Annotated in this window: 21 protein-coding genes and 4 tRNA genes; 9 read left to right on the top strand and 16 right to left on the bottom strand. The window is 59.1% G+C overall.

The genetic code is table 11. The features are described 5' to 3' along the window. Window positions 1-91 precede the first annotated feature (91 nt). From KI231_RS25140 to KI231_RS25125, 4 genes are all read left to right on the top strand, one after another. Window positions 92-167: transfer RNA gene (locus tag KI231_RS25140), tRNA-Asn, on the top strand. A 9-nt stretch (window positions 168-176) separates the two neighbouring features. Next, window positions 177-253: transfer RNA gene (locus KI231_RS25135), tRNA-Pro, on the top strand. Window positions 254-258: 5 nt separating this feature from the next. Beyond that, window positions 259-334: transfer RNA gene (locus KI231_RS25130), tRNA-Lys, on the top strand. A gap of 97 nt (window positions 335-431) precedes the next feature. Continuing rightward, window positions 432-508: transfer RNA gene (locus KI231_RS25125), tRNA-Pro, on the top strand. 117 nt (window positions 509-625) lie between these two features. Here the strand turns inward: KI231_RS25125 and KI231_RS25120 are convergent. From KI231_RS25120 to KI231_RS25100, 5 genes are all read right to left on the bottom strand, one after another. Continuing rightward, on the bottom strand, window positions 626-1,033 hold the full coding sequence (locus tag KI231_RS25120) for an HvfA family oxazolone/thioamide-modified RiPP metallophore (protein WP_103306526.1): 408 nt from the start codon (window positions 1,031-1,033) through the stop codon (window positions 626-628). Window positions 1,034-1,313: 280 nt separating this feature from the next. Further along, window positions 1,314-2,612 (bottom strand): NAD(P)/FAD-dependent oxidoreductase, encoded by a 1,299-nt coding sequence (locus tag KI231_RS25115; RefSeq protein ID WP_016986237.1) that lies wholly within the window; start codon window positions 2,610-2,612, stop codon window positions 1,314-1,316. 63 nt (window positions 2,613-2,675) lie between these two features. Beyond that, the gene (locus KI231_RS25110; RefSeq protein ID WP_003228304.1) at window positions 2,676-2,849 is read right to left on the bottom strand and encodes a DUF3094 family protein; all 174 of its coding nucleotides are present in this window, start codon (window positions 2,847-2,849) and stop codon (window positions 2,676-2,678) included. 51 nt (window positions 2,850-2,900) lie between these two features. After that, window positions 2,901-3,428 (bottom strand): MOSC domain-containing protein, encoded by a 528-nt coding sequence (locus KI231_RS25105; RefSeq protein ID WP_103306528.1) that lies wholly within the window; start codon window positions 3,426-3,428, stop codon window positions 2,901-2,903. After that, complete coding sequence (locus KI231_RS25100; protein ID WP_103306529.1) at window positions 3,425-4,051, bottom strand: DUF1780 domain-containing protein; 627 nt, start codon at window positions 4,049-4,051, stop codon at window positions 3,425-3,427. Before KI231_RS25100 ends, KI231_RS25105 begins: the two co-directional genes overlap by 4 nt. A gap of 130 nt (window positions 4,052-4,181) precedes the next feature. Between KI231_RS25100 and KI231_RS25095 the strand changes: the two genes are divergently transcribed. The 3 genes from KI231_RS25095 to KI231_RS25085 all read left to right on the top strand — a co-directional run bounded on the left by KI231_RS25095 (window position 4,182) and on the right by KI231_RS25085 (window position 5,616). Continuing rightward, on the top strand, window positions 4,182-4,649 hold the full coding sequence (locus KI231_RS25095) for an FAD/FMN-containing dehydrogenase (protein WP_103306530.1): 468 nt from the start codon (window positions 4,182-4,184) through the stop codon (window positions 4,647-4,649). Further along, the gene (locus tag KI231_RS25090) at window positions 4,646-5,335 is read left to right on the top strand and encodes an energy-coupling factor ABC transporter permease (protein WP_213026620.1); all 690 of its coding nucleotides are present in this window, start codon (window positions 4,646-4,648) and stop codon (window positions 5,333-5,335) included. The genes KI231_RS25095 and KI231_RS25090 overlap by 4 nt, the downstream gene beginning before the upstream one ends. Before the next feature lie 65 nt (window positions 5,336-5,400). Further along, window positions 5,401-5,616, top strand: a complete 216-nt coding sequence (locus KI231_RS25085; RefSeq protein ID WP_007959584.1) for a hypothetical protein — start codon at window positions 5,401-5,403, stop codon at window positions 5,614-5,616. A 6-nt stretch (window positions 5,617-5,622) separates the two neighbouring features. Here the strand turns inward: KI231_RS25085 and yacG are convergent, their stop codons facing one another. From yacG to pilB, 5 genes are read right to left on the bottom strand one after another with little or no spacing between them, the layout of a single operon-like run. Continuing rightward, on the bottom strand, window positions 5,623-5,823 hold the full coding sequence (gene yacG / locus KI231_RS25080) for a DNA gyrase inhibitor YacG (protein ID WP_213026619.1): 201 nt from the start codon (window positions 5,821-5,823) through the stop codon (window positions 5,623-5,625). After that, window positions 5,820-6,443 carry a dephospho-CoA kinase gene (coaE, locus tag KI231_RS25075; RefSeq protein ID WP_213026618.1) on the bottom strand — a complete coding sequence of 208 codons (624 nt, stop codon included), beginning with the start codon at window positions 6,441-6,443 and terminating at the stop codon, window positions 5,820-5,822. The genes yacG and coaE overlap by 4 nt, the downstream gene beginning before the upstream one ends. Continuing rightward, a complete protein-coding gene (locus KI231_RS25070; protein WP_213026617.1) occupies window positions 6,440-7,312 on the bottom strand; it encodes a prepilin peptidase in 873 nt (290 codons plus the stop codon). The genes coaE and KI231_RS25070 overlap by 4 nt, the downstream gene beginning before the upstream one ends. A 1-nt stretch (window position 7,313) precedes the next feature. Further along, window positions 7,314-8,531, bottom strand: a complete 1,218-nt coding sequence (locus KI231_RS25065) for a type II secretion system F family protein (RefSeq protein ID WP_213026616.1) — start codon at window positions 8,529-8,531, stop codon at window positions 7,314-7,316. Between the two features lie 2 nt (window positions 8,532-8,533). Beyond that, window positions 8,534-10,234, bottom strand: a complete 1,701-nt coding sequence (gene pilB, locus KI231_RS25060) for a type IV-A pilus assembly ATPase PilB (RefSeq protein WP_213026615.1) — start codon at window positions 10,232-10,234, stop codon at window positions 8,534-8,536. Between the two features lie 226 nt (window positions 10,235-10,460). Between pilB and KI231_RS25055 the strand changes: the two genes are divergently transcribed. Together KI231_RS25055 and KI231_RS25050 are read left to right on the top strand one after the other, a co-directional pair. Next, window positions 10,461-10,904: a pilin gene (locus KI231_RS25055; RefSeq protein ID WP_103306537.1), complete on the top strand. Its 444-nt coding sequence runs from the start codon at window positions 10,461-10,463 to the stop codon at window positions 10,902-10,904. 298 nt (window positions 10,905-11,202) lie between these two features. Then, window positions 11,203-11,559 (top strand): BON domain-containing protein, encoded by a 357-nt coding sequence (locus KI231_RS25050; protein WP_213026614.1) that lies wholly within the window; start codon window positions 11,203-11,205, stop codon window positions 11,557-11,559. Window positions 11,560-11,825: 266 nt separating this feature from the next. Here the strand turns inward: KI231_RS25050 and KI231_RS25045 are convergent, their stop codons facing one another. From KI231_RS25045 to pgi, 6 genes are all read right to left on the bottom strand, one after another. After that, on the bottom strand, window positions 11,826-12,122 hold the full coding sequence (locus KI231_RS25045) for a DUF2845 domain-containing protein (RefSeq protein WP_213028839.1): 297 nt from the start codon (window positions 12,120-12,122) through the stop codon (window positions 11,826-11,828). Then, the gene (locus KI231_RS25040; protein ID WP_213026613.1) at window positions 12,122-15,073 is read right to left on the bottom strand and encodes a DUF748 domain-containing protein; all 2,952 of its coding nucleotides are present in this window, start codon (window positions 15,071-15,073) and stop codon (window positions 12,122-12,124) included. Before KI231_RS25040 ends, KI231_RS25045 begins: the two co-directional genes overlap by 1 nt. Before the next feature lie 219 nt (window positions 15,074-15,292). Further along, window positions 15,293-16,309 carry a class I SAM-dependent rRNA methyltransferase gene (locus tag KI231_RS25035; protein WP_103306541.1) on the bottom strand — a complete coding sequence of 339 codons (1,017 nt, stop codon included), beginning with the start codon at window positions 16,307-16,309 and terminating at the stop codon, window positions 15,293-15,295. Window positions 16,310-16,457: 148 nt separating this feature from the next. Next, window positions 16,458-17,330: an oxygenase MpaB family protein gene (locus KI231_RS25030; RefSeq protein ID WP_213026612.1), complete on the bottom strand. Its 873-nt coding sequence runs from the start codon at window positions 17,328-17,330 to the stop codon at window positions 16,458-16,460. A gap of 49 nt (window positions 17,331-17,379) precedes the next feature. Beyond that, window positions 17,380-19,317, bottom strand: coding sequence for an acetate--CoA ligase (gene acs / locus KI231_RS25025; protein WP_213026611.1), 1,938 nt, complete (start codon window positions 19,315-19,317; stop codon window positions 17,380-17,382). A gap of 266 nt (window positions 19,318-19,583) precedes the next feature. After that, window positions 19,584-21,248, bottom strand: coding sequence for a glucose-6-phosphate isomerase (pgi, locus tag KI231_RS25020; RefSeq protein WP_103306545.1), 1,665 nt, complete (start codon window positions 21,246-21,248; stop codon window positions 19,584-19,586). Between the last annotated feature and the right edge of the window lie 87 nt (window positions 21,249-21,335).

The following is a 21,335-nucleotide window of genomic DNA, read 5'->3' as shown; positions in this document are numbered from 1 at the left end:
GTAGAATAGCGCGCCTCAGACACACGAACGCAGCGATGCGAACGAAGTCTAAGAGCTGTAAGTTTCACCGTTGTAAATTGAAATATGTAGTTCCGTGATAGCTCAGTCGGTAGAGCAAATGACTGTTAATCATTGGGTCCCAGGTTCGAGTCCTGGTCACGGAGCCAATTTCAAGCCGGGGTATAGCGCAGTCCGGTAGCGCGCCTGCTTTGGGAGCAGGATGTCAGGAGTTCGAATCCCCTTACCCCGACCATTTTTGGGTCGTTAGCTCAGTTGGTAGAGCAGTTGGCTTTTAACCAATTGGTCGTAGGTTCGAATCCCACACGACCCACCATTTTTGAAACCAGTTTGCGCTGGGATCGAATCTTAAGATCAGAGGCCAAAAGCGCTGATCGAAGAAGGCGATCTTTGAAAGGTCGCCTTTTTTTTACCGGGGTATAGCGCAGTCCGGTAGCGCGCCTGCTTTGGGAGCAGGATGTCAGGAGTTCGAATCCCCTTACCCCGACCATATTAAAAATCCTCGTATCGAAAGATACGGGGATTTTTTTTGCCTGAAATTCATGAACAGGCAGACACAAAAAAGCCGCGCTTCCCGAAAGAGAGCGCGGCTTGGTTTTTCCGGCAATCAGGCGCCGTCTTGGTCTTTGAGGTGTTCGAACAGACCTTTGGGCATTTTCTTGCCATTGGCTTCAAAGTTGGCCTTCACGTTGTTGTAGGCCTCTTGCTCGTCGATGAAGCCATCGTGGTTGGTATCGATTTTGTCGAAGTCGGACTTTGGCGCAACTTTCAGAAATTCGGCACGGGAGACCTTGCCGTCGCCATCACTGTCGGTCTTGGCCATCGAAGCGTCGCCGCATTTGCCTTCGCCACATTTGCCTTCAGGTGCTTTCACCGAGGTTTCTGCCGAAGCGACCATGTAGCCCTGAGCCAGCGGCTGTGCAGCGAATACCGAGCCGGACAGCATCAGACCGCCAGCCAATGCAGCGCCGAGCAGGCCAATGGATTTTTTGCCGAGAGTCGAAGTGCGGGACATTTACATTCTCCTGGGCTGCACAGCGCAACCACACGTTATGGACGTTCGCCTGAGCAGGTGTTGCTCGGGTGTGGCCATTAAGCGGTGGCGGTGTATCGCGTCTGTGTCGCGGAGCGGGGGAGTTTGTAAGCGAAGTCGGGATATAGAGGGCGCAGATACACTACGAGACAGAATTGCGAAGCAAATGTAGGAGTGAGCCTGCTCGCGATAGCGGTGTGTCAGAGGACATATTTGTCATTTGACACACCGCTATCGCGAGCAGGCTCACTCCTACAGGTTTTTAGTGCAGCTTCAGGCGCGGCTCGGTGCCACGACCAATCTTGCTGCCCAGCATCAGCATCGCCGTGCGGAACGGCCCGTACAACGCCATCTGGTGCATGCGATACAGCGACACGTAAAACATCCGCGCCAGCCAGCCCTCAAGCATCACGCTGCCAGTCAGGTTGCCCATCAAGTTACCCACAGCCGAAAAACGCGACAGCGAAATCAGCGAGCCGTAGTCGGTGTACTTGTACTCCGGCAGGGTCTTGCCTTCGATGCGCAGCTTCAGCGATTTGGCCAGCAACGAAGCCTGCTGGTGCGCCGCTTGCGCCCGTGGCGGTACGTTGCGGTCGGTTCCCGGTTGCGGGCAGGCTGCGCAGTCACCGAAAGCGAAGATGTTCTCGTCGCGGGTGGTTTGCAGTGTCGGTAGCACTTGCAGCTGGTTGATGCGATTGGTTTCCAGGCCGTCGATGTCCTTGAGGAAACCCGGTGCGCGAATACCGGCTGCCCAGACCTTCAGGCTGGCCTTGATCTCGTTGCCGTCGGCGGTGATCAGGCTGTCGGCCGTCACTTCGCTGACCGAGGCATTGGTCATCACATTGACCCCGAGTTTCTCCAGGGTCTTGTGTACCGGTCCGCTGATGCGCTCCGGCAGGGCAGGCAGCACACGTGGCCCGGCTTCGATCAGGGTGATGTGCATGTTTTCCGGTTTGATCCGGTCCAGGCCATAAGCCGCCAGTTCATGGGCGGCGTTGTGCAGTTCTGCCGCCAGTTCGACACCGGTGGCGCCGGCGCCGACGATGGCCACGCTGATCTGCTCGACCACATCGGTCTGCCCGGCGTGCGCCCGCAGATAGTGGTTGAGCAGTTGCTGGTGGAAACGCTCGGCCTGTTTGCGCGTGTCGAGGAACAGACAGTGCTGCGCCGCGCCCTGAGTACCGAAATCGTTGGTGGTGCTGCCGACGCTGATCACCAGTGAGTCGTACTGCACTTCACGTGCTGGGACGAGCTCAACGCCATTTTCGTCGTAGGTCGCGGCCAGCTGGATTTTCTTCTGTGCGCGATCGAGCCCGCTCATGCGCCCCAGTTGGAACTCGAAGTGGTTCCATTTGGCCTGGGCAACATAGTTGAGTTCGTCTTCGGAAGAGTTCAGCGATCCGGCGGCCACTTCATGCAGCAGCGGTTTCCAGATATGCGTCAGGTTCGCGTCGACCAGCATCACACTGGCCGTGCCACGCTTGCCCAGAGTCTTACCCAGACGGGTAGCCAACTCCAGACCGCCGGCGCCGCCGCCGACAATAACAATACGATGGGACATGGGGATAACTCGCAAGGTTTTTAAAGGAAATCGGTGCAGTCAACCGAGCGAGCGCGAGGCAGCTCATAGCGTCAGGTAACTGATAAGCCGGCTCAACAGGCCCAGACCAATGGTCACTGCCAGCACCAGCACCAGGAGCATCCACGGCCGGAAAGGCCGGCGCTCGACACGGTGTTGGGACAGTTGCAGGTACTCTTCGACATGCTTTTGGTCTTCGGGGTTCAGGCGGCTGGTCATATTGGCCTCGTCAGGTAGACGTTGCTGAATGTGCAGAAGCTACAGCGGTTTTCAACCGGGGTTGAACGCAGCATAGCCGCTGTCCGGAACAGGCTCGACGGACACGCCATCATCAAGGCGAATGATCCCGCTTTGTAACACTCGCGCAGTAATTCCGCCATGCCCGCGCACTGCTTGAAAAGTGCCGGGGCCGAGGTTGTTTTGCAGGCGTGCGCAGGGCTGACACCAGCCGGTGGTTTCGAATATTGCCTGACCGATGCGAAAGCGCCGACCCTTGAGACTAAACAGATTGATACCGCTGATAACGAGATTGCGCCGCAGATCTTCAGGCTTCACCGGTTGATCGGCCGGGCGCCCCATCAATGCGCTGATCACCGCCAGATGTTCCCACTGAATCAGCGTCACCTGCCGCGCGTTGCGCACACCGGGGCGCGCATGATCACCGGTCAGCCCAGCCTCCAGCCGGGCTTCTACGGCATCGAGTTCGATCATCGGCCCCCGGGATTCAGGACGCACACCAATCCAGCGCACCGTGCCGGTTTGCGGAACATCGGCGATCAACTGCTGAAGTGGCGTCACAGGCTGATCCCGACATCAAAAACAATGCTGCGGCCCAGGTTGCTGCGCAGGAAATCCGGTGCATCCGGGTGGGCGAAGAGCACGCGGGCGAAAGTCGGGCCGACGAGTGACAGCGAACGCCAGCCCTGACGCAAATATTCGGTGGGCGGCGGGAAATGACTGTTCAGGTCGAGCACCTCACGCTTGAGGCTGGCGAAGGCAATGATGTCCAGTTCGCCCAGATCCATCCCGCGCTCCTTGTAGTTGTGCGCTTTTTTGCGCAGGGTCGGCGCCAGCCTCATCAGAAATTCGTTGGCCGGGATCCGTCGCGGCTTGGCTTCACGGCGCACCAGTTGACTGAGGGAGAAGGCACTACGGCGACGCTGCAATTCATCGCGCCATTCGTCGTTGAGGCGTCGGCCTTCATCAAGGACGAAGAACACCTCGAAATTGGCATCACGAAACAGCACATCCGGCGGCTCGCCGGCGGGCGCGAATTCGTCGGCGCGGTAGGGAATGTTCAGGCCTTGCAACAGGCGCTGACAGACCCAACGCTCACGCTCCCATTTGCGGGCATTGGACAGGAACGCGTTGGCCTGCTCGGCCGCGATGGTCAGCAGGCGTAAATAATCTGAGTCATCCATAGGCCCAAGCTTAGCGTTCAAATGCGACAAGCAGAAAGCCTTGCGTGGCAAAGTGCGTCAGTGGGCAATCCGAAGAGGCGGTATAGACTGGTGGAAAGCGTCCATTGATACCAAATCGAGGAGATTGAACGTGAATTCACGCTGGCTACTGTTGTTTGCTTTAGTTCCGCTGTTTGCCCATGCACTCGATACCGGCGAACGACTCGCACCCTGGACATTGCTGGATCAGTACGATAAGGCCTACACACTCGATAACGGCGCCACAACGCTGTTGGTGGCGCGGGACATGGATGCCGCCAAACTGATCAAGGAAGCCTTGAAAGATCAGCCCAAGGGCTATCTGGAGGCGCGCCACGCGGTATTCGTTGCAGATATCCAGCGCATGCCGGCGCTGATCGCCAAGATGTTTGCCGTGCCCGCCATGCGTGACTACAACTATCGGGTCATGCTCGACCGAGAGGGCCGGGTCGCATCGCGCTATCCCGGCGTAGAAGGCCAGGTGTTGTGGCTGCAACTGAAGGACGGCCGACTGCTCGAACAACATCAGTACGCCAACGCGATCCAACTGCGCGAGGCTTTGGAGAAGGCGCGGCCATGATCGGTGCCGAGGTGCTGTCGACTGCAAGCCTGGTGCTGGGCTGGCTGATTTATGTGCCAGTGCTGCTCTGGGCGATCTTTCGCGCACCGTGGGTCGAGTTGTTCAGTGACAGCCGCCGTCAGCATTTACTGTTCGGCACGGTGTTCGCGTTGTTTCTGTTGTGGCTGGTGCGCAGGGATTTCGACACCGGTGTGTCGTATCACTTCATCGGCATGACTGCCGTGACGCTGCTGCTCGACTGGCCGCTGGCGATTGTCGGCGGAGTGGTGGCGCAAGTTGGTTTGTTGCTGCTTGGGCGTCAGGATCTCGCGGCGCTCGGGGTCAATGGCGCGTTGTTTATCCTGCTGCCGGCGCTGATCACCGAGTGCGTGGCGATTCTCGTCGAGCGCGCTCAGCCCCGTAATCCGTTCGTGTACATTTTCTGTTCAGGATTCTTCGCTGCGGCGCTTTCAGCCCTGTTGTGCTTGATCCTGAGCCTGACACTGTTGTGGTACGACGGTCTTTTTGCCATGCCGGAGTGGCTGGAAGATTTCATCGGGTATCTGTGGTTGCTGCTGTTTCCCGAAGCGTTCATCAACGGCATGGTGATCAGCGCACTGGTGGTGTTCTGCCCGGAATGGCTGGAGACCTTCAACCGCACGCGCTACCTTTCGGCGCCGTGGAAGGACGACGATCCGAAGTCTTGATCCACATCAAACCCGCCACGCGCCGGAAATTTCATGCTCGCGCAAATCCCTTCAGGAGCAGCGGCATGAGTGTTTACGAGTGGGCGAGGCAGGAAACCCGGCAGAGTCTGGAGATGGCGCAGGAGGTGGGGTTCGATCCGGGCTTGAGCTTGCGCGCCTTGCTCAGTGCGGTGGTGCAACAGAGCAAGGCGGTGCGTAATGCCGAGGACTTGGCCGACGAGTTGCGCTTTCTCGCGGAAAACCTCGACGATGATCAGGACTACGGCTTCATGCGCCCCTGATCGGAATCAGTGACGCGGATCGAAATCGCCGGAAAACATTTCATCTTCGGCATCCGGTGCGACCGGGATCTTGTGCTCTTCCGACGCCCAGGCGCCGAGGTCGATCAGTTTGCAGCGATCGGAGCAGAACGGGCGGAATTTGTTCTCGGGGGTGAACTCCACGGGAGCGCCGCAGGTCGGGCATTCAACGGTTGGGATCGGGCTCATGATTGGCCTCCATTTAAAGTCAGGTAAAAATCGTGCAGACGTTCGACCTCGCTGTGCAGCCAGGCGAGGTCGCGGTCGTTGACCACCACGTCGTCGGCACGGCTCACACGGTCTTCACGGCTCGACTGGGCCGCGAGGATCGCCTGAACCTGCTGTTCGCTGGTCTGGTCACGCTGCAAGGTGCGTTCGATCTGCAGTTGTTGCGGGGCGTCGATCACCAGGATGCGCTGGGTCATTGCGTATTGCCCGGACTCGATCAATAGCGGCGAAACCAGAATCGCGTAGGGCGATTTTGCCTGTGCCAGATGATCAGCGATTTCCTCGGCGATCAGCGGATGCAGCAGGGCTTCGAGCCAGCGGCGTTCCTCCGGGACCTCAAAGATCAGCTTGCGCAGGGCGGCGCGATCCAGCGTGCCGTCAGCCTGCAATACGCAAGCACCAAAGTGCTCGGCAATCTTCGCCAAGGCTGGGCGCCCCGGCTCGACCACCCAGCGCGCCGCGTGATCGGCGTCGACCACATGGATGCCAAGGTCGATGAAGTGCTGGGCCGCAGCGCTTTTGCCGCTGCCGATGCCGCCGGTCAGGCCGAGAATCCAGGGTTTTTCCACAGGGGTATTCATTGCAAACCGACAAACTGCCAATAGAAGTCGGTTATTTGACCACCCCAGAGCAAGGCAATCCAGCCGGCAATTGCCAGAAATGGGCCAAAGGGGATTGGCACCGAGGTTTTCTGCTCACGCACACGCAGCAGAATCACCCCGATGATCGCCCCCACCAACGATGAGAGCAGGATCGTCAGTGGCAGAATCTGCCAGCCTCCCCAGGCGCCGAGCAGCGCCAGCAGCTTGAAATCACCGTGACCGATGCCGTCCTTGCCGGTCAGCAGCTTGAACAGCCAGAACACCGACCACAGCGCCAGATACCCGGCCACCGCACCCCACAATGCCTCGTGTAACGACACGAACATGCCGAAACTGTTGACGATCAGCCCCAGCCACAACAAGGGCAGCACCAGCACATCGGGCAGCAGTTGATGCTCGGTGTCGATCAGGCTCATCGCCAACAAGCCCCAGGTGAGAAAAATCAACAGACAGGCCGGCCAGCCAAATCCGACATGCCAGGCGATGAATGCCGAGAGCAGTCCACAGGCCAGTTCGGTCAGTGGATAGCGTTTGCTGATGGGCGTGGCGCAGGCCGAGCAGCGTCCACGCAGCCACAGATAACTGAGCAGCGGAATGTTCTCCCAGGCACGGATTCGATGTGCGCAATGCGGGCACTCGGAGTGGGGCAGCATCAGATTGTAGGTGGGCAACGGTGTTTCGCTGGGCAGACCGAGCACGTCCTGGGCCTGCTGGCGCCAATCGCGCTCGAGCATTTTCGGCAGGCGCCAGATCAGTACATTGAGAAAACTGCCGACCACCAGGCCGAGCAGTAACGCCGTGCAGACAAAAGCCAACGGATAGAGGGCAAACAGTTCGTCGATAGGCATGTCAGATCGCTGAGCCGAGTTGGAAAATCGGCAGGTACATGGCGACTACCAGACCGCCGACGATCACCCCCAGGACCACCATGATGAACGGCTCCATGAGGCTGGTGAGGTTGTCGACCATGTTATCCACTTCGTCCTCGTAAAACCCGGCGACCTTGTCGAGCATCTCGTCCAGTGCGCCAGACTCTTCGCCGATCGCCGTCATTTGCACGGCCATATTGGGAAAGACGCCGGTGGTGCGCATCGAAAAATTCAACTGCATACCGGTGGAAACATCCTGGCGGATACGCAACACCGCGCGCTTGAACACCACGTTGCCGGTTGCCCCGGCCACCGAGTCGAGGGCTTCCACCAGCGGCACGCCAGCAGCAAAAGTCGTCGACAGCGTGCGAGCAAATCGGGCGACGGCCGACTTGTACATCAGTGTGCCCACCAACGGCAAATTCAGCAGCCAGGTGTCTTTGCGGTCGCGCAAGGCCTGAGACTTTTTCAGGGCGTGGCGGGTGCCGAAAATCGCCGCCGCCAATACACCGAGAATCGCCCACCACCATTGCTGCATGAATTCGGAGAGGCTGATCACCATCAGGGTGAACGCCGGCAGCTCGGCACCGAATCCGGAAAACACCGACTGGAACTGTGGCACCACTTTCACCAGCAAAATTCCGGTCACCACCGCCGCGACCAGCACGACGGCGGTAGGGTAGGTCATGGCTTTCTTGATCTTGGCCTTGAGCGCTTCGCTTTTTTCCTTATAGGTCGCGACACGCTCCAGCAACGTATCGAGGGCACCGGACTGTTCGCCGGCATCCACCAGGTTGCAGTACAACTCGTCGAAATACTGCGGTTTCTTGCGCAGGGCGTTGGCGAAACTGTTACCCGCAGCGACTTCCTGTTTCACCTCGTCGACCAGTTTGCGCATCGCCGGGTTTTCGAAACCTTCGCCGATGATGTCGAATGACTGCAACAACGGTACGCCAGCCTTCATCATGGTCGCCATCTGCCGCGTGAACAGGGCGATGTCCTGAGCCTTGATGCGTTTACCGAAGCTCAGTATCGAGGCGGATTTCTTGCGCACCTTGCCAGGGTTGATCCCCTGTTTGCGCAACTGCGCCTTGATCAGCGCCGGGTTCAGCCCGCTCAGCTCACCGGTCATTTTGCTGCCTTTCTTGTCCGTGCCTTCCCAGGCATAAACACTGATTTTCGCTGCCTTGACCGCCATGTTCAGTCCTTGGTGACCCGGTTGATTTCTTCCAGGCTGGTGATGCCTTGCATGGCTTTATGCAGGCCGGAAGTGCGCAGGTCATCGAAACCGTCGCGGCGCATCTGGATGTCGATTTCCAGCGAGTTGCCCTCGGCCATGATCAGTCGCTGCAGGTCTGCTGTGTTTTTCACCACTTCATAAATCCCCACGCGCCCCTTGTAGCCGCCGTTGCAGTGATCGCAACCGACCGGTTCGTAGATCGTGAAACTGCCGATGCGTTCCTCGGGGAAACCTTCCTTGATCAGGGTTTCGCGGGGGATCTCGATGGCTTTCTTGCAATGGCTGCACAGCTTGCGCGCCAGTCGCTGGGCAATGATCAGGCTGACCGAGGTGGCGATATTGAAGCCGGGGATGCCCATGTTGTGCAGGCGGGTCAGGGTTTCGGCTGCGCTGTTGGTATGCAGGGTAGAGAGTACGAGGTGGCCGGTTTGCGCGGCCTTGATGGCGATCTCGGCGGTTTCGAGGTCACGGATCTCACCGACCATGATCACGTCCGGGTCCTGCCGCAGAAACGAACGCAGGGCCTGGGCGAAATCCAGGCCCTGTTTGGGATTGACGTTGACCTGGTTGATGCCTTCCATGTTGATCTCCACAGGGTCTTCGGCGGTGGAGATGTTGATGTCGACGGTATTGAGAATGTTAAGCCCGGTGTACAGCGACACGGTCTTGCCTGAGCCGGTGGGGCCGGTGACCAGAATCATGCCTTGTGGCTGCTTGAGCGCGGCCATGTACAGGTCTTTCTGCGCCGGCTCGTAGCCGAGCGCATCGATGCCGATCTGTGCACTGGACGGGTCGAGGATCCGGATCACCACTTTTTCGCCCCACAGGGTCGGCAGGGTGTTGACCCGGAAGTCGATCGACTTGCTCTTCGACAGGCGCATCTTGATCCGCCCGTCCTGGGGTTTGCGCCGTTCCGAGATGTCGAGGCTGGCCATGACTTTCAACCGTGCGGCGATTCTCCCGGCCAGTTGAATCGGCGGCTTGGCCACTTCGCGCAGAATGCCGTCGGTGCGTACGCGCACCCGGTAGTTCTTTTCGTAGGGCTCGAAGTGCAGGTCGGAGGAGCCGCTCTTGATCGCGTCCAGCAGCATCTTGTGAACGAAGCGCACCACCGGCGCGTCGTCGGCGTCGAGTCCGCCGATGGCGTCCTGCTTGCTGTCGTCGATGGATTCGACATCAACGCCATCGAGGTCGACGTCGGCCATGTCTTCGAGGCCGCTGGCGTGGGTGTCGAAGAACTTTTCGATGGCATCGGTGAGTTTGTCGTCCTCCACCAGAATGGCTTCGGTACTCAGCCCGGTGCTGAACTGAATGTCATTGATTGCCTGATGATTGCTCGGGTCGGAGATGCCCACGAACAGTTTGTTGCCGCGGCGCCACAGGGGCAGGGCGTGGTGCTGGCGCACCAGTTTTTCGCTGACCAGGCCTTTGGGCTGGGTTTCCTTGTCCAGGCAATTAAGATCCATGAAGGCCATGCCGAAATGCTCCGAAGCGATCTCGGCCACCTGCCAGCTCTTCACCAGTTTGTTCTGCACCAGATAACTGACCAGCGACAGGCGATTGCGCTGGGCCTGTTGCCAGGCTTGCTGGGCGCTTTTTTCCGTAAGCAGTTCGGCCTGCACCAATTGCTTGGCCAGACCGCTCAGAGCGATGTCATTCATGGGGATTCCGCACGCTTGCAGTTCATGACTTATAGCCTAGTCAAGTGACAGCGCCAAACACCCTCGGTGCAGGTGACAAAAAGTGTCAGATAGTGCGGTTGCAGGTTGTAGGAAATGGCGTCGAGCGCGCTTGGCGCCCAATGGGCGGGGCCCGGGAGGCATTGGCATGGCCTATGCTGCATCACTTTCAGATCATGAGATTTCGACTCATGCATGGAGCGTGTCTATGAAAAAACAACAAGGTTTCACTCTGATCGAACTGCTGATCGTGGTGGCGATCATCGGGATTCTGGCGACCATCGCCTTGCCGCAGTACACCAAGTACCAGGCACGGTCGAAGGTGACGGCGGGGCTGGCGGAAATCAGCGCGCTGAAAGTGCCGTTCGAGGACACTATCAATCAAGGGACTGACCCGACGCTGACGCTGGTAACCGGTAGTGCAACTTATGTGACGACCAACTGCGGTACGGTGACTGCTTCGGGTACTGCGTCTTCGGGCGCAGGCACCATCGTTTGCACTTTGGCCAATGCGCCCGCTCCCGTGTTGGGCAAAACCATTACGCTGACTCGCTCTGGCGGTGCGACGGGTAACACGGCCGGCGTCTGGAGCTGTGCATCGACGGTAAACGCCGACTACGCGCCTAAAGGTTGCCCTGGCAGTGGTACCTGATCATCCGGGTTCGTGTCGTGAAATGCCCCGCCTTGCGGGGCATTTTTCATTGCGTAGCACTTCACAAAAGCTTCAATAATTTCAGCGCCTTAGGAACTTTCCAAAAAGCCGCAACTTGCATGTGAATTTTGCACATGTCATGCAATTTGCATGAATCCGGAAATTGGCGTTATTTGTAATTTATTGATTTATAAGGAATTTATACGTTTCGAAAAGTTGGCACGGCGCTCGCAATATCTCCAGTAACCCTGCTGACAAGACATCCAGCAGACTTTCCAGAAAAACAGGAGTTACTCGTATGAAGAAGTTCGCTATCACTGCCGCTGCTGCTACCGCGCTGACCCTGACCATGGCTTCCGGTGCATTTGCACAATCCACCCAGGCTAACCAGGCTCCTATGACCCTGGCCGCCGGCGAAGTCACCAAGGCTAAAGAAGCTACTTCCGATACCTGGATCACTACCAAAGTGAAAAGCGACCTGGTCACCGAAAAAGGCATCCCAGGCACCGACATCAAAGTAGAAACCAACAAAGGCGTCGTTTCCCTGTCGTCGACTGTTGCTGTAACTGACGCTCAGAAAGCCACCGCAGTAGCGATCACCAAGAAAATCAAAGGCGTCAAAGCGGTCTCCGCTGATGGCCTGAAAGCCGAGTAAGACATGACTTCTCGCCTGGACCGGGAGAAGGCGCGACAGACGGGCCGAGCAATACGTCTGCCGCAACTTTAGAGTTCATGCGAACGGTCACACGGACGTGACCATTACAGGCCCCGGCACTTGTGTCGGGGCCTGTTTTATTTGGCAAGTAACAGACAATGTGGGAGCGAGCCTGCTCGCGAAAGCGCTCTGTCAGCCGACGAAGATGTTGACTGACGCAACGCATTCGCGAGCAGGCTCGCTCCCACATGGGTTTGGGTGTCGGGTCAGTTACCGCGTTTGCTGTTGATTTGGCGCAGTCGGTTGCCTTCAAAGCGCAGGTATTGGTACATGCCGTTGTTCGGGCCGTAGGTCCATTCCTCGACCTGAAACTCTTCTCGACGATTGGCGCTTCTCTTGTAGCCCAGTGCATCGCGGCTGACCGGTTCACCGCACTTCTGCATTACCTCGCTTGCGCGGTCGCCGAGGCTGACCAATTGACTGCCGCAGCGCAGGGTATCGGACGCTGAGGCCTGCCCGGCAACCAGCGTCAATGACATCGCAAACAGCCATTTACCCTTCATCATTCGGCATCCAGGTGCATTTGCGTCACCACCCGACCATCGCTTTCGGCTTCGCCAAGGTTGGCGTCGATGAAGTACACGCGATCGTCAGCCAGTTGGCCCTTGTCTACCAGATAATCCTTGATGCTGCTGGCGCGGTCCTGGCCCAACTGCCGCAGCAACACATCGCTGGAACTCCAGAACTGGATCACGCCTGCGCGCATTTTCGCCGTGCGTTCTTCCTTGCCCAGGTCCTTCCATTCGGCCGGTGGCTGGGTTTTCAGACGCGTGCGGTAGATGCCTTCCAGCAGTGGACCCTTTTCGCTGTCCGGTACCTGTAGCAAGGAGGCCTGGGCGGGAACCTTGTCGCCGCGACGCTGGAGCATCTTGTAGTAGTTGTACTGGTATTCACGTTCCAGACGCTGTTCGGCGAGCAATGGGCCGTCGCTGCTTTTCGCGGCGGTGCCTTCGATTTCCAGGCGCAGGGCCGGGCGCTCCTTGAGTGCCTGTGACAGTTTCACCAGCGCGGCTTCGGCATCCTTGTTCAATTCGCTGGAACCCGGTGCAAACGAGACGGTGCCGAGGTCTTCGGAACCGCCGCCATTGATCAGGCCGCCTATCATCTTGAATGGGGCGGCGGCGGCTTTGACGATCAGGTTGCGCAGGGTCTGCCAGACAATTGGCATCACGCTGAACTGCGGGTTGTTCAGGTCACCGGTCACCGGCAGTTCGATGGAGATCTTGCCGTCGACGTCCTTGAGCAAGGCAATTGCCAGTTTCAGCGGCAGGCTCACGGCATCCGGGCTGTCGACCTTTTCACCGAGTTGCAGTTGCTCGACCACCACTTTGTTCTCGGCTTTCAACTGGCCCTTGGTGATCAGGTAATGCAGGTCGAGGTTGAGTCGGCCCTTGCGGATGCGGTAACCGGCGAATTTGCCGGAGTAAGGCGTCAGCGTGGTCAGTTCGACACGCTTGAAGCTGGTGGCGATGTCGAGGCTGGCCATCGGGTCGAACGGATTGACCGCGCCTTTGATGGTCACCGGCGCATAGCGGTCGACCTTGCCTTTGACGTCGACGCTGGCAGGTTTCGCCTGACGGCTGTCGATGGTGCCGATCTGGCCGTTCAGTTGCTGCACGGCGGTGGCGAAGTTCGGCGTCAGGCTGAAGTCGGCGAAGTTGGCCGAACCATCGTTGATGGCAATGCCGCCGATGTGGATGCCCAGCGGTCTGTCTTTGCTGGCCGGTTTGGCCGAGGCGGTTTTTGTGCCGCTGTCAGCTGGTTGCGGAATCAGCAGGTCGTCGATATTGGTGGTGCGATCATCGTTGATCATGAAGCGCACATACGGCTGGAACAGGTTGACCTTGTCGATCGACAGGCTGTCACCGTGCTGATAATTCAGGCCTTCCACGACCACTTGCTGCCACTTGAGGAAGTCGCGGGTCTTCAGGGTGTCGAGAGTATGCAGTTGATCGACCTGAGCGCGGCCGGTCACGCTGAGCGCCAGTGGATTGGTGCTCTTGAGATTGACCTTGAGATCACTGCCGAGCATGCCGCTGCGCAGTTCCAGGCGAATGAACGGATTGATGTAGGACTGCGCGACACGCAGGTCGATGTCCTGGGTTTTCACGTTGAGCTGGGCGGTGACGGGGGCGAGATTGACCACGCCGTCGGCCATGACCTTGCCTTGCTTGCCCAGTCCGGTGTCGAGCTTGACCTTGAAAGGCGAGCCGTTGAGGCTGTCGAAATCCTGCAGGTCGGCGTTCAGCGGGCCGACATCCAGCGCTACCGGTGGATTGGCCGAGCGGTCGGCCACATGCACGGTGTAGTCGCGCAGTTGCACATCTTTAAGCAGCACTTGCCACGGCTTGCTCGGCGCGGTCGGTTCAGCTTTCGGCGAGTCGGCGGCGGCCGGTGTGCTTGCCGGCTCGGCGGCGGCTTTGGCGGCGGGTTTCGACGGTTGGCTGGCGAAGAGTTTCTGCCAGTCCAGTTGACCATCGGCTTCCAGAGCGGCCCAGGTTTCCAGTTTGTGGCTGCGAATCTTGCCGACCACCACTTGCTGTTTGGCCAGATCGACCGTGGTTTCACTGATATCGAGGCGTTCGAGCTTCGCCAGTGGGCGCCCGTCCGGTGCCTTGATCGCAAACGGCGCGATGCTCACCGCGACATTGTTCAGCAGCAGTTCGGTTTCTTTCGACAGATTGAGTTTGTACTCGGTACTGAGGCTGACCACGCCGTTCTCCAGCACCAGCGGCACGGCGTCGCGCACATAAGGCCAGAAGGACTTCATCTGCCCGTCGGTGATTTTCAGGGTGCCTTCGGAAGATATAGGGATCAGGCTGAAGTTGCCTTTCCAGTCGATCTGCCCGCCGGCCGGGCCAGCGGCGACCAACGTCATGTCGGCGCTGTCTTCGGGCAGGGTGCTGAGGTTTTTCAGTTCGAAGTCGAGTTTGTCGTAAAGGAATTCGATCGGTTCGCTGGGCCGCTCATCCTGAAAGTGCAGAGCGCCGCCAGCCAGTTTGATGCGGTCGATACGCAGCGGGAACGGTTTGGCGTCAGGGGCGGCCGGGGTCGGTTCGCTGGCCGGCAGCTTGAACAGACCCAGCAGGTTGAGCTGGCCGTTTTTGGCAAAGAGAATTTCGGTCTTGGATTTTTCCAGCTCGATATCGGACAGGTGAAGCGCTTTTGTCCACAGGCTGTCGAGTTGCAGGTTGGCGTACAGGCGTTCGAAACCGATCTGCTCCTTGCCCGGCTCGCCGATGACCAGGCCCCATAAGGTGACTTCAAGGCTGAACGGATTGAGTTCGATGCGCTGCAAATGCGCAGGCACCGTGGCGTAATTGGCCAGTTGCTGGTTGGCGATGCGCAGGGCGATGCCCGGCAAAATCAGAAACCCCAGCAGGCTGTAGAGGGCCAGAGCAGTCAACAGGGCGCCAATCGCGCGAATCAATCCTTTGGGCATGTGCGGCTTCATCTGTCTGAATCGGAGTGCCTTGGAGTATGGCACGCGATTCTGGTTCCGAAGTACCTGGCGTGGCACAGGATTGTTCAGATTCTTCTCCGATAGTGCAAAACACTGTGGGAGCTGGCTTGCCAGCGATGTGGGCATTTCATTCGACAGGGATGTCGTCTGATCCACCGCAATCGCTGGCAAGCCAGCTCCCACAGGTTGTGCGCCGTTGCCAGCTTTTGGTCAGAGCTGGAGGATGAGGGTTTTCAGTGGCGGTTGTTGATCCATGGACGGGAAATCCGCGCCCGGGGTCATCACGCTCCATTCGCGCACCGGGCGCCCGGCCTTCTCCGCGCAGCGCAGCACCTGCTCACGCCAGTCATCCATGCTGACTTTTGCCAAGTTGTTGCAGCAGATCAGCACGCCGTTGTCAGCGGTGGTCAACAAGGCCGGTTTCAGCAGGCTCTGATAATCGCGCAGCAGATCTACGGTGCCGAACGCACTCTTGGCCCAGGCCGGCGGATCGAGCAACACCAGATCATATTGCCGCTGTTCGAGGCGTAGATAGCTCGGCAGTTTCTGCCCGCGTCGCTGACTGATCGGCAGGCCGGCAAGCTGGCGGATTGCCGGGAAGTAGTCGGACTGGATGAATTGCATCTCCGGCAGTTGCGGGTTGAGCTGACCGTTTTCGCGACCGACCGCCAGATTGCCTTCGGCAAAATCCAGGTTGCACACCTCGCGTGCGCCACCGGCCGCCGCACTGAGGCCAACGCCACAGGTGTAGGCAAACAGGTTGAGGACGGATTTGCCCTTGGCGTGCTCCTTGACCCAGCCGCGGGTGTTTCGCAGGTCAAGGAACAGCAGCGGATCCTGCCCGGCATGGCGCCCGCGTACGCGGTAGTTGAGGCCCCATTCGTGACCGACCAGATCGGCCAGCGCCGCGTCGTCGGCGCGGTAGACGGTGTCTTCACGGTCAATACGCGAGTTGCCACGGGAACGATCGTTGTAGACCAGCAGGGTTTCGAAACCCAGAGTCTGGTTGACGATGGCATGCAATTGCAGCAGATCGTCACGCTCCAGCGTCTGGTGAAAGCTTTGCACCAGCAGTTGCGGACCATAGCGGTCGATGGTCAGACCACCAGCGCCTTCCTGACTGCCGTGGAACAGTCGATAGCAGTCGGTGCCCTGGCTGTGCAGTTCGGCAAGCAAGTCCTGGCGTTGATCGAGGGCGGCGCGCAGCGCCTGATTCAAGGAAGACATGCGGGCGCCTTGCTGGTGAGAATTGGGGCGCGGGAGTTTAGCAGCTTGGCGGGCAATCGAGTGGCTACCATCGCGAGCAGGCTCACTCCTGCAAGGGATATATGTTGCATACGAATCTCCTGTAGGAGTGAGCCTGCTCGCGATGCTTTCAGGTGATCAAGCCCATTCGGCGTTTGGCCCGCTGCACCGAACCATTGCGCATCGCCCAACGCAGCATCGGCGCGCTGCGTTTGACGCTGGCGCGGATCAGTTGGCGTTGCAGCGAACTCTGGCGGACCTCGAGCATGTCGCTGGCCCAGTCCGGCAGCAGATCAATGCCAGCCTTCATCATCAAATCGCCAAACGGTCGCGCCAGAACGCTCGGTGCCGGCGCGTCGAGCAACAAGCGCAGGACTTCCCGGCTGCGTTCATCGCACAGCAACTGCGGGCGCATGCGTTGCAGATAATCCGCCACGGCTAGCCGAGACTTCGGCACATCGCGTGCGCCCAGACGCTCGGCGACCACGGCGATTTCCGCGTAGTACCGATCCTGGTCCGCCCCTGACAACTGCGGATTGCGATAACGCAAATGCGCGGCAAGGAAGTTGCTGACTTCCGCCACATGCACCCATGTCAGCAGATCCGGATCGCTGGCCGCGTAGGGCCGACCATCGGGCGCGGTGCCGACCACTTGCAGGTGAATGGTGCGAACCTTCTCGATCAGCCAGTCGGCGTCGCGGCGCGAGCCGAAAGTGGTGCCGGAAACAAACTGGCTGGTACGGCGCAGGCGCCCGAGCATGTCCTGACGAAAATTCGAATGGTCCCAGACCCCGGCCAGCGCCAGCGGATGCAGGGCTTGCAGCAACAATGCGCTGATGCCGCCGATCAGCATGCTGCTGAAATCGCCGTGCACCTGCCAACTGATCGAGTCAGGGCCGAACAGGCCGGGATCGCCCTTGGGGTTTTCCAGATCGAGCTGACCGAGGGACAGACCGGTCAGGCTCATGAGCTGGTTTTCGATACGGCTGCGGATAAATTCCATGGCACTCATTAATGAGGGGCGGGCGCGGCTATTTGGCCGCACCCGGATGTTACTGATTGAGGCGCGTGTCGATCAGGCCCTGCACCACGCTCGGATCGGCCAGGGTCGAGGTATCGCCAAGGCTGTCGAGCTCATTGCAGGCAATCTTGCGCAAGATGCGGCGCATGATCTTGCCTGAACGGGTTTTCGGCAAGGCCGGGGCCCACTGGATCAGGTCCGGTTTGGCGAAGCTGCCGATTTCCTTGCTGACGTGGGCGAGCAATTCTTTCTTCAATTCGTCATTCGGTTCGGCACCGTTCATTGGTGTGACAAAGGCGTAGATGCCCTGGCCTTTGACGTCGTGTGGATAACCGACCACGGCGGCTTCGGCGATGCTGTCGTGCAGCACCAGCGCGCTTTCCACCTCGGCCGTGCCGATGCGATGCCCGGAAACGTTGATCACGTCGTCGATACGCCCGGTGATCCAGTAATCGCCGTCCTCATCGCGCCGCGCGCCATCACCGGTGAAGTAGTAGCCGGGATAAGGTTTGAAATAGGTGTCGACCATTCGTTGCGGGTCGCCGTACACACTGCGAATCTGTGCCGGCCAGCTGGATTTGATCGCTAGCACGCCGCTGCCGGCACCTTTGATTTCCTTGCCGTGTTCATCAAGCAGCACAGGCTGCACGCCAAACATCGGTTGGGTGGCGCAACCCGGTTTGATCCTTTGTGCGCTGACCAGCGGGCTGAGCATGATGCCGCCGGTCTCGGTCTGCCACCAGGTATCGACGATGGGGCAGCGCTGTTCGCCGACCACGTTGAAATACCATTCCCACGCTTCCGGGTTGATCGGCTCACCGACGCTGCCGAGTAATCTGAGGCTGGCGCGCGACGTTTCCTTCAACGGTTCGGCACCTTCACGCATCAACGCACGCAGGGCAGTGGGGGCGGTGTAGAAAATGTTGACCTTGTGTTTGTCGATCACCTGCCAGAATCGCGAGCTGCTCGGATAGCTCGGCACGCCTTCGAACATCAATGTGGTCGCGCCATTGGCCAGCGGGCCATAGACGATGTAGCTGTGGCCGGTGACCCAGCCGACATCGGCGGTACACCAGAACACTTCGCCGTCGCGGTAATCGAGCACGTATTTGAAGGTCATCGCTGCTTGCAGCAGGTAGCCGCCGGTGGTGTGCAACACCCCTTTGGGTTTGCCGGTGCTGCCAGAGGTGTAGAGGATGAACAGCGGGTCTTCGGCGTCCATCGGCTCTGGTGGGCAATCATCGCTGACATCGCGCACGGCCTGGTGATACCAGAGGTCGCGGCCTTCGACCCAGTCGACTTTGCCTTGACTGCGCTCGACCACCACCACGGTGCTGACGTCCGGGCAACTTTGCAGGGCTTTGTCGACATTGCTTTTCAGCGGTACGAACTTGCCGCCGCGCACGCCTTCGTCGGCGGTGATCACGGTGCGGCAGTCGGCATCGAGGATGCGGTCACGCAGTGAATCCGGGGAGAAACCACCGAACACCACCGAATGGATCGCGCCGATCCGCGCGCAGGCGAGCATGGCGTAAGCGGCCTCGGGGATCATCGGCATGTAGATGCACACCCGGTCGCCTTTCTTCACGCCACGGCTTTTCAGCACGTTGGCCAGTCGGCAGACGTGATGGTGGAGTTTTCGGTAGGTGATTTGCGCCGATTCGGCCGGGTCATCGCCCTCCCAGAGCAGGGCGGTCTGATCGCCGCGTTGTTCGAGGTGGCGGTCGATGCAGTTGTAACTGACGTTGAGCTGGCCGCCGGCAAACCAGACCGCTTCACCGGTTTTCAGGTCGTAGCGCTGGACGGTCTGCCATGGCGTGCTCCAGTCGAGGAAGCGCGTGGCCTGTTCGGCCCAGAAAGTGCTGGGGTGTTCAATGGATTCGCGGTACAGGCGTCGGTAATCGTCCTGACTCAACTGAGCAGCCCGGCGGACGGCATCGGCTTTGGGGAACGTGCTGATATCGAACATGACGGTTCCTTATTCTTGTTGTGCGAAGAATAAAGATGCGCCGAGCGGTCGACAGGTTCAAGCCGGATTCGGAATCCGATGACTGAAGCTGATTTCGAATGCACCCCAAAACAACTGTAGGAGTGAGCCTGCTCGCGATAGCGGTGTGTCATTCAACATCAATGCTGACTGATACACCGCGATCGCTAGCAGGCTCACTCCTACAAGGGATTTTGATTGCCCACAGGATTTGGGTTGGGCCAAATCCTGTGGGCAGAGACATCCAATTACCCGCGGTGACGACCGCGGAAGTAGTTGATCAGGCCTTGGGTGGACGGATCATCAGCAGTGGTTTCATCGCTGCCGACCAGACGGTTGTAAACGCCTTTGCCCAGCTCTTTGCCCAACTCCACGCCCCATTGGTCGAAGGCATTGATGCCCCAGACCACGCTTTGCACGAACACTTTGTGTTCATACATGGCCACCAGCGCGCCAAGACGGCGTGGGCTGATGCGCTCAACCACAAGGGTGTTGCTCGGACGGTTGCCCGGGATCACCTTGTGCGGTGCGAGTTTGTGCACCTGCTCTTCGCTCATGCCTTTGTCGCGCAGTTCCTGCTCGGCTTCCGGCAGGGTCTTGCCGAGCATCAGCGCCTGACTCTGCGACAGGCAGTTGGCGTACAACCACTGATGGTGGTCGGACACCGGGTTGAAGCTGACGATCGGCACAATGAAGTCGGCCGGGATCAGTTGGGTGCCTTGGTGCAGCAACTGGTGGTAAGCGTGCTGACCATTGCAGCCGACACCGCCCCAGATCACCGGACCGGTATCGGTCGACACCGAGGTGCCGTCCTGACGCACGCTCTTGCCGTTGGATTCCATGTCCAGCTGCTGCAAGTGCTTGGTGATGTTGCGCAGGTAGTGGTCGTACGGCAGGATCGCGTGGCTTTGCGCACCCCAGAAATTGCCGTACCAGACACCGAGCAGCGCCAGCAGCACCGGCATGTTCTGTTCGAACGGCGCGGTCTGGAAATGCTGGTCCATGGTGTAGGCACCGGACAGCAGTTCCTTGAAGTTGGACATGCCGATGGCCAGAGCAATTGGCAGACCGATGGCCGACCACAGCGAGTAACGGCCGCCTACCCAGTCCCACATCGGGAAGATGTTTTCTTCGCGGATACCGAACGCGATGGCTGCCGCATTGTTGCTCGACACGGCGATGAAGTGACGATACAGCTCGGCTTCCGAGCCGCCCTGAGCCAGGTACCAGGCGCGTGCGGCTTGAGCGTTCTTCAGGGTTTCGAGGGTATTGAACGACTTCGACGAAACGATGAACAGCGTGGTTTCGGCGCGCAGTTTTTGCGTCAGCTCGTGGAACTCGCTGCCGTCGATGTTCGCCAGATAGTGGCAACGTACGCCTTTCTGCGCGTACGACAGCAGTGCTTCGGACACCAGCTCAGGGCCGAGGAACGAGCCACCGATGCCGATGTTGACCACGTCAGTGATCGGCTTCTCGGTGTAACCACGCCACAGACCGTCGTGGATGCGGCCGACCAGATCGGTGATCTGGTTCAACACTTTATGCACTTCCGGCATCACGTTGACGCCGTTGACCGAAAGCTTGTCGCCGACCGGGCGGCGCAGGGCGGTGTGCAGCGCCGGGCGACCTTCGGAGGCGTTGACGATTTCGCCGTCGAACAGCGCTTTGATCGCGCCTTTCAAATCAACTTCGTTAGCCAGACCCACCAGCAGATTGCGGGTCTCGGCGTTGATCAAATTCTTCGAATAATCGAGAAACAGCCCGCAGCTGCTGAGGGTGAACTGATTGAAGCGCTGCGGATCGGCGTTGAAGGCTTCGCGCATGCTGAAATCCTGCATGGCTTGGCGGTGATCTTTCAACGCTTGCCAGGCAGGCAGAGCGGTAACGTCGTGAGGAGTGCGGTAGTACGCCATCGCTGCGGTTTTCCTTTTTACTTGAACGGCCTTTTGAACACGGTACAGACCAGCACGCCATGATTGGGCATGGGCCAACTGTGTCGC

This window comes from Pseudomonas sp. Seg1 (assembly GCF_018326005.1).
Taxonomy (GTDB): Bacteria; Pseudomonadota; Gammaproteobacteria; order Pseudomonadales; family Pseudomonadaceae; genus Aquipseudomonas.
This window is presented reverse-complemented; position numbering and strand designations above follow the sequence as displayed.

Excerpts from the sequence above, each read along its gene's own strand:
- KI231_RS25120 (WP_103306526.1), bottom strand. The coding sequence starts at position 1,033 with ATGTCCCGCACTTCGACTCTCGGCAAAAAATCCATTGGCCTGCTCGGC.
- KI231_RS25115 (WP_016986237.1), bottom strand. The coding sequence starts at position 2,612 with ATGTCCCATCGTATTGTTATTGTCGGCGGCGGCGCCGGCGGTCTGGAG.
- KI231_RS25110 (WP_003228304.1), bottom strand. The coding sequence starts at position 2,849 with ATGACCAGCCGCCTGAACCCCGAAGACCAAAAGCATGTCGAAGAGTAC.
- KI231_RS25100 (WP_103306529.1), bottom strand. The coding sequence starts at position 4,051 with ATGGATGACTCAGATTATTTACGCCTGCTGACCATCGCGGCCGAGCAG.
- KI231_RS25090 (WP_213026620.1), top strand. The coding sequence starts at position 4,646 with ATGATCGGTGCCGAGGTGCTGTCGACTGCAAGCCTGGTGCTGGGCTGG.
- KI231_RS25085 (WP_007959584.1), top strand. The coding sequence starts at position 5,401 with ATGAGTGTTTACGAGTGGGCGAGGCAGGAAACCCGGCAGAGTCTGGAG.
- yacG (WP_213026619.1), bottom strand. The coding sequence starts at position 5,823 with ATGAGCCCGATCCCAACCGTTGAATGCCCGACCTGCGGCGCTCCCGTG.
- coaE (WP_213026618.1), bottom strand. The coding sequence starts at position 6,443 with ATGAATACCCCTGTGGAAAAACCCTGGATTCTCGGCCTGACCGGCGGC.
- KI231_RS25070 (WP_213026617.1), bottom strand. The coding sequence starts at position 7,312 with ATGCCTATCGACGAACTGTTTGCCCTCTATCCGTTGGCTTTTGTCTGC.
- KI231_RS25065 (WP_213026616.1), bottom strand. The coding sequence starts at position 8,531 with ATGGCGGTCAAGGCAGCGAAAATCAGTGTTTATGCCTGGGAAGGCACG.
- pilB (WP_213026615.1), bottom strand. The coding sequence starts at position 10,234 with ATGAATGACATCGCTCTGAGCGGTCTGGCCAAGCAATTGGTGCAGGCC.
- KI231_RS25055 (WP_103306537.1), top strand. The coding sequence starts at position 10,461 with ATGAAAAAACAACAAGGTTTCACTCTGATCGAACTGCTGATCGTGGTG.
- KI231_RS25050 (WP_213026614.1), top strand. The coding sequence starts at position 11,203 with ATGAAGAAGTTCGCTATCACTGCCGCTGCTGCTACCGCGCTGACCCTG.
- KI231_RS25045 (WP_213028839.1), bottom strand. The coding sequence starts at position 12,122 with ATGAAGGGTAAATGGCTGTTTGCGATGTCATTGACGCTGGTTGCCGGG.
- KI231_RS25040 (WP_213026613.1), bottom strand. The coding sequence starts at position 15,073 with ATGAAGCCGCACATGCCCAAAGGATTGATTCGCGCGATTGGCGCCCTG.
- KI231_RS25035 (WP_103306541.1), bottom strand. The coding sequence starts at position 16,309 with ATGTCTTCCTTGAATCAGGCGCTGCGCGCCGCCCTCGATCAACGCCAG.
- KI231_RS25030 (WP_213026612.1), bottom strand. The coding sequence starts at position 17,330 with ATGGAATTTATCCGCAGCCGTATCGAAAACCAGCTCATGAGCCTGACC.
- acs (WP_213026611.1), bottom strand. The coding sequence starts at position 19,317 with ATGTTCGATATCAGCACGTTCCCCAAAGCCGATGCCGTCCGCCGGGCT.
- pgi (WP_103306545.1), bottom strand. The coding sequence starts at position 21,248 with ATGGCGTACTACCGCACTCCTCACGACGTTACCGCTCTGCCTGCCTGG.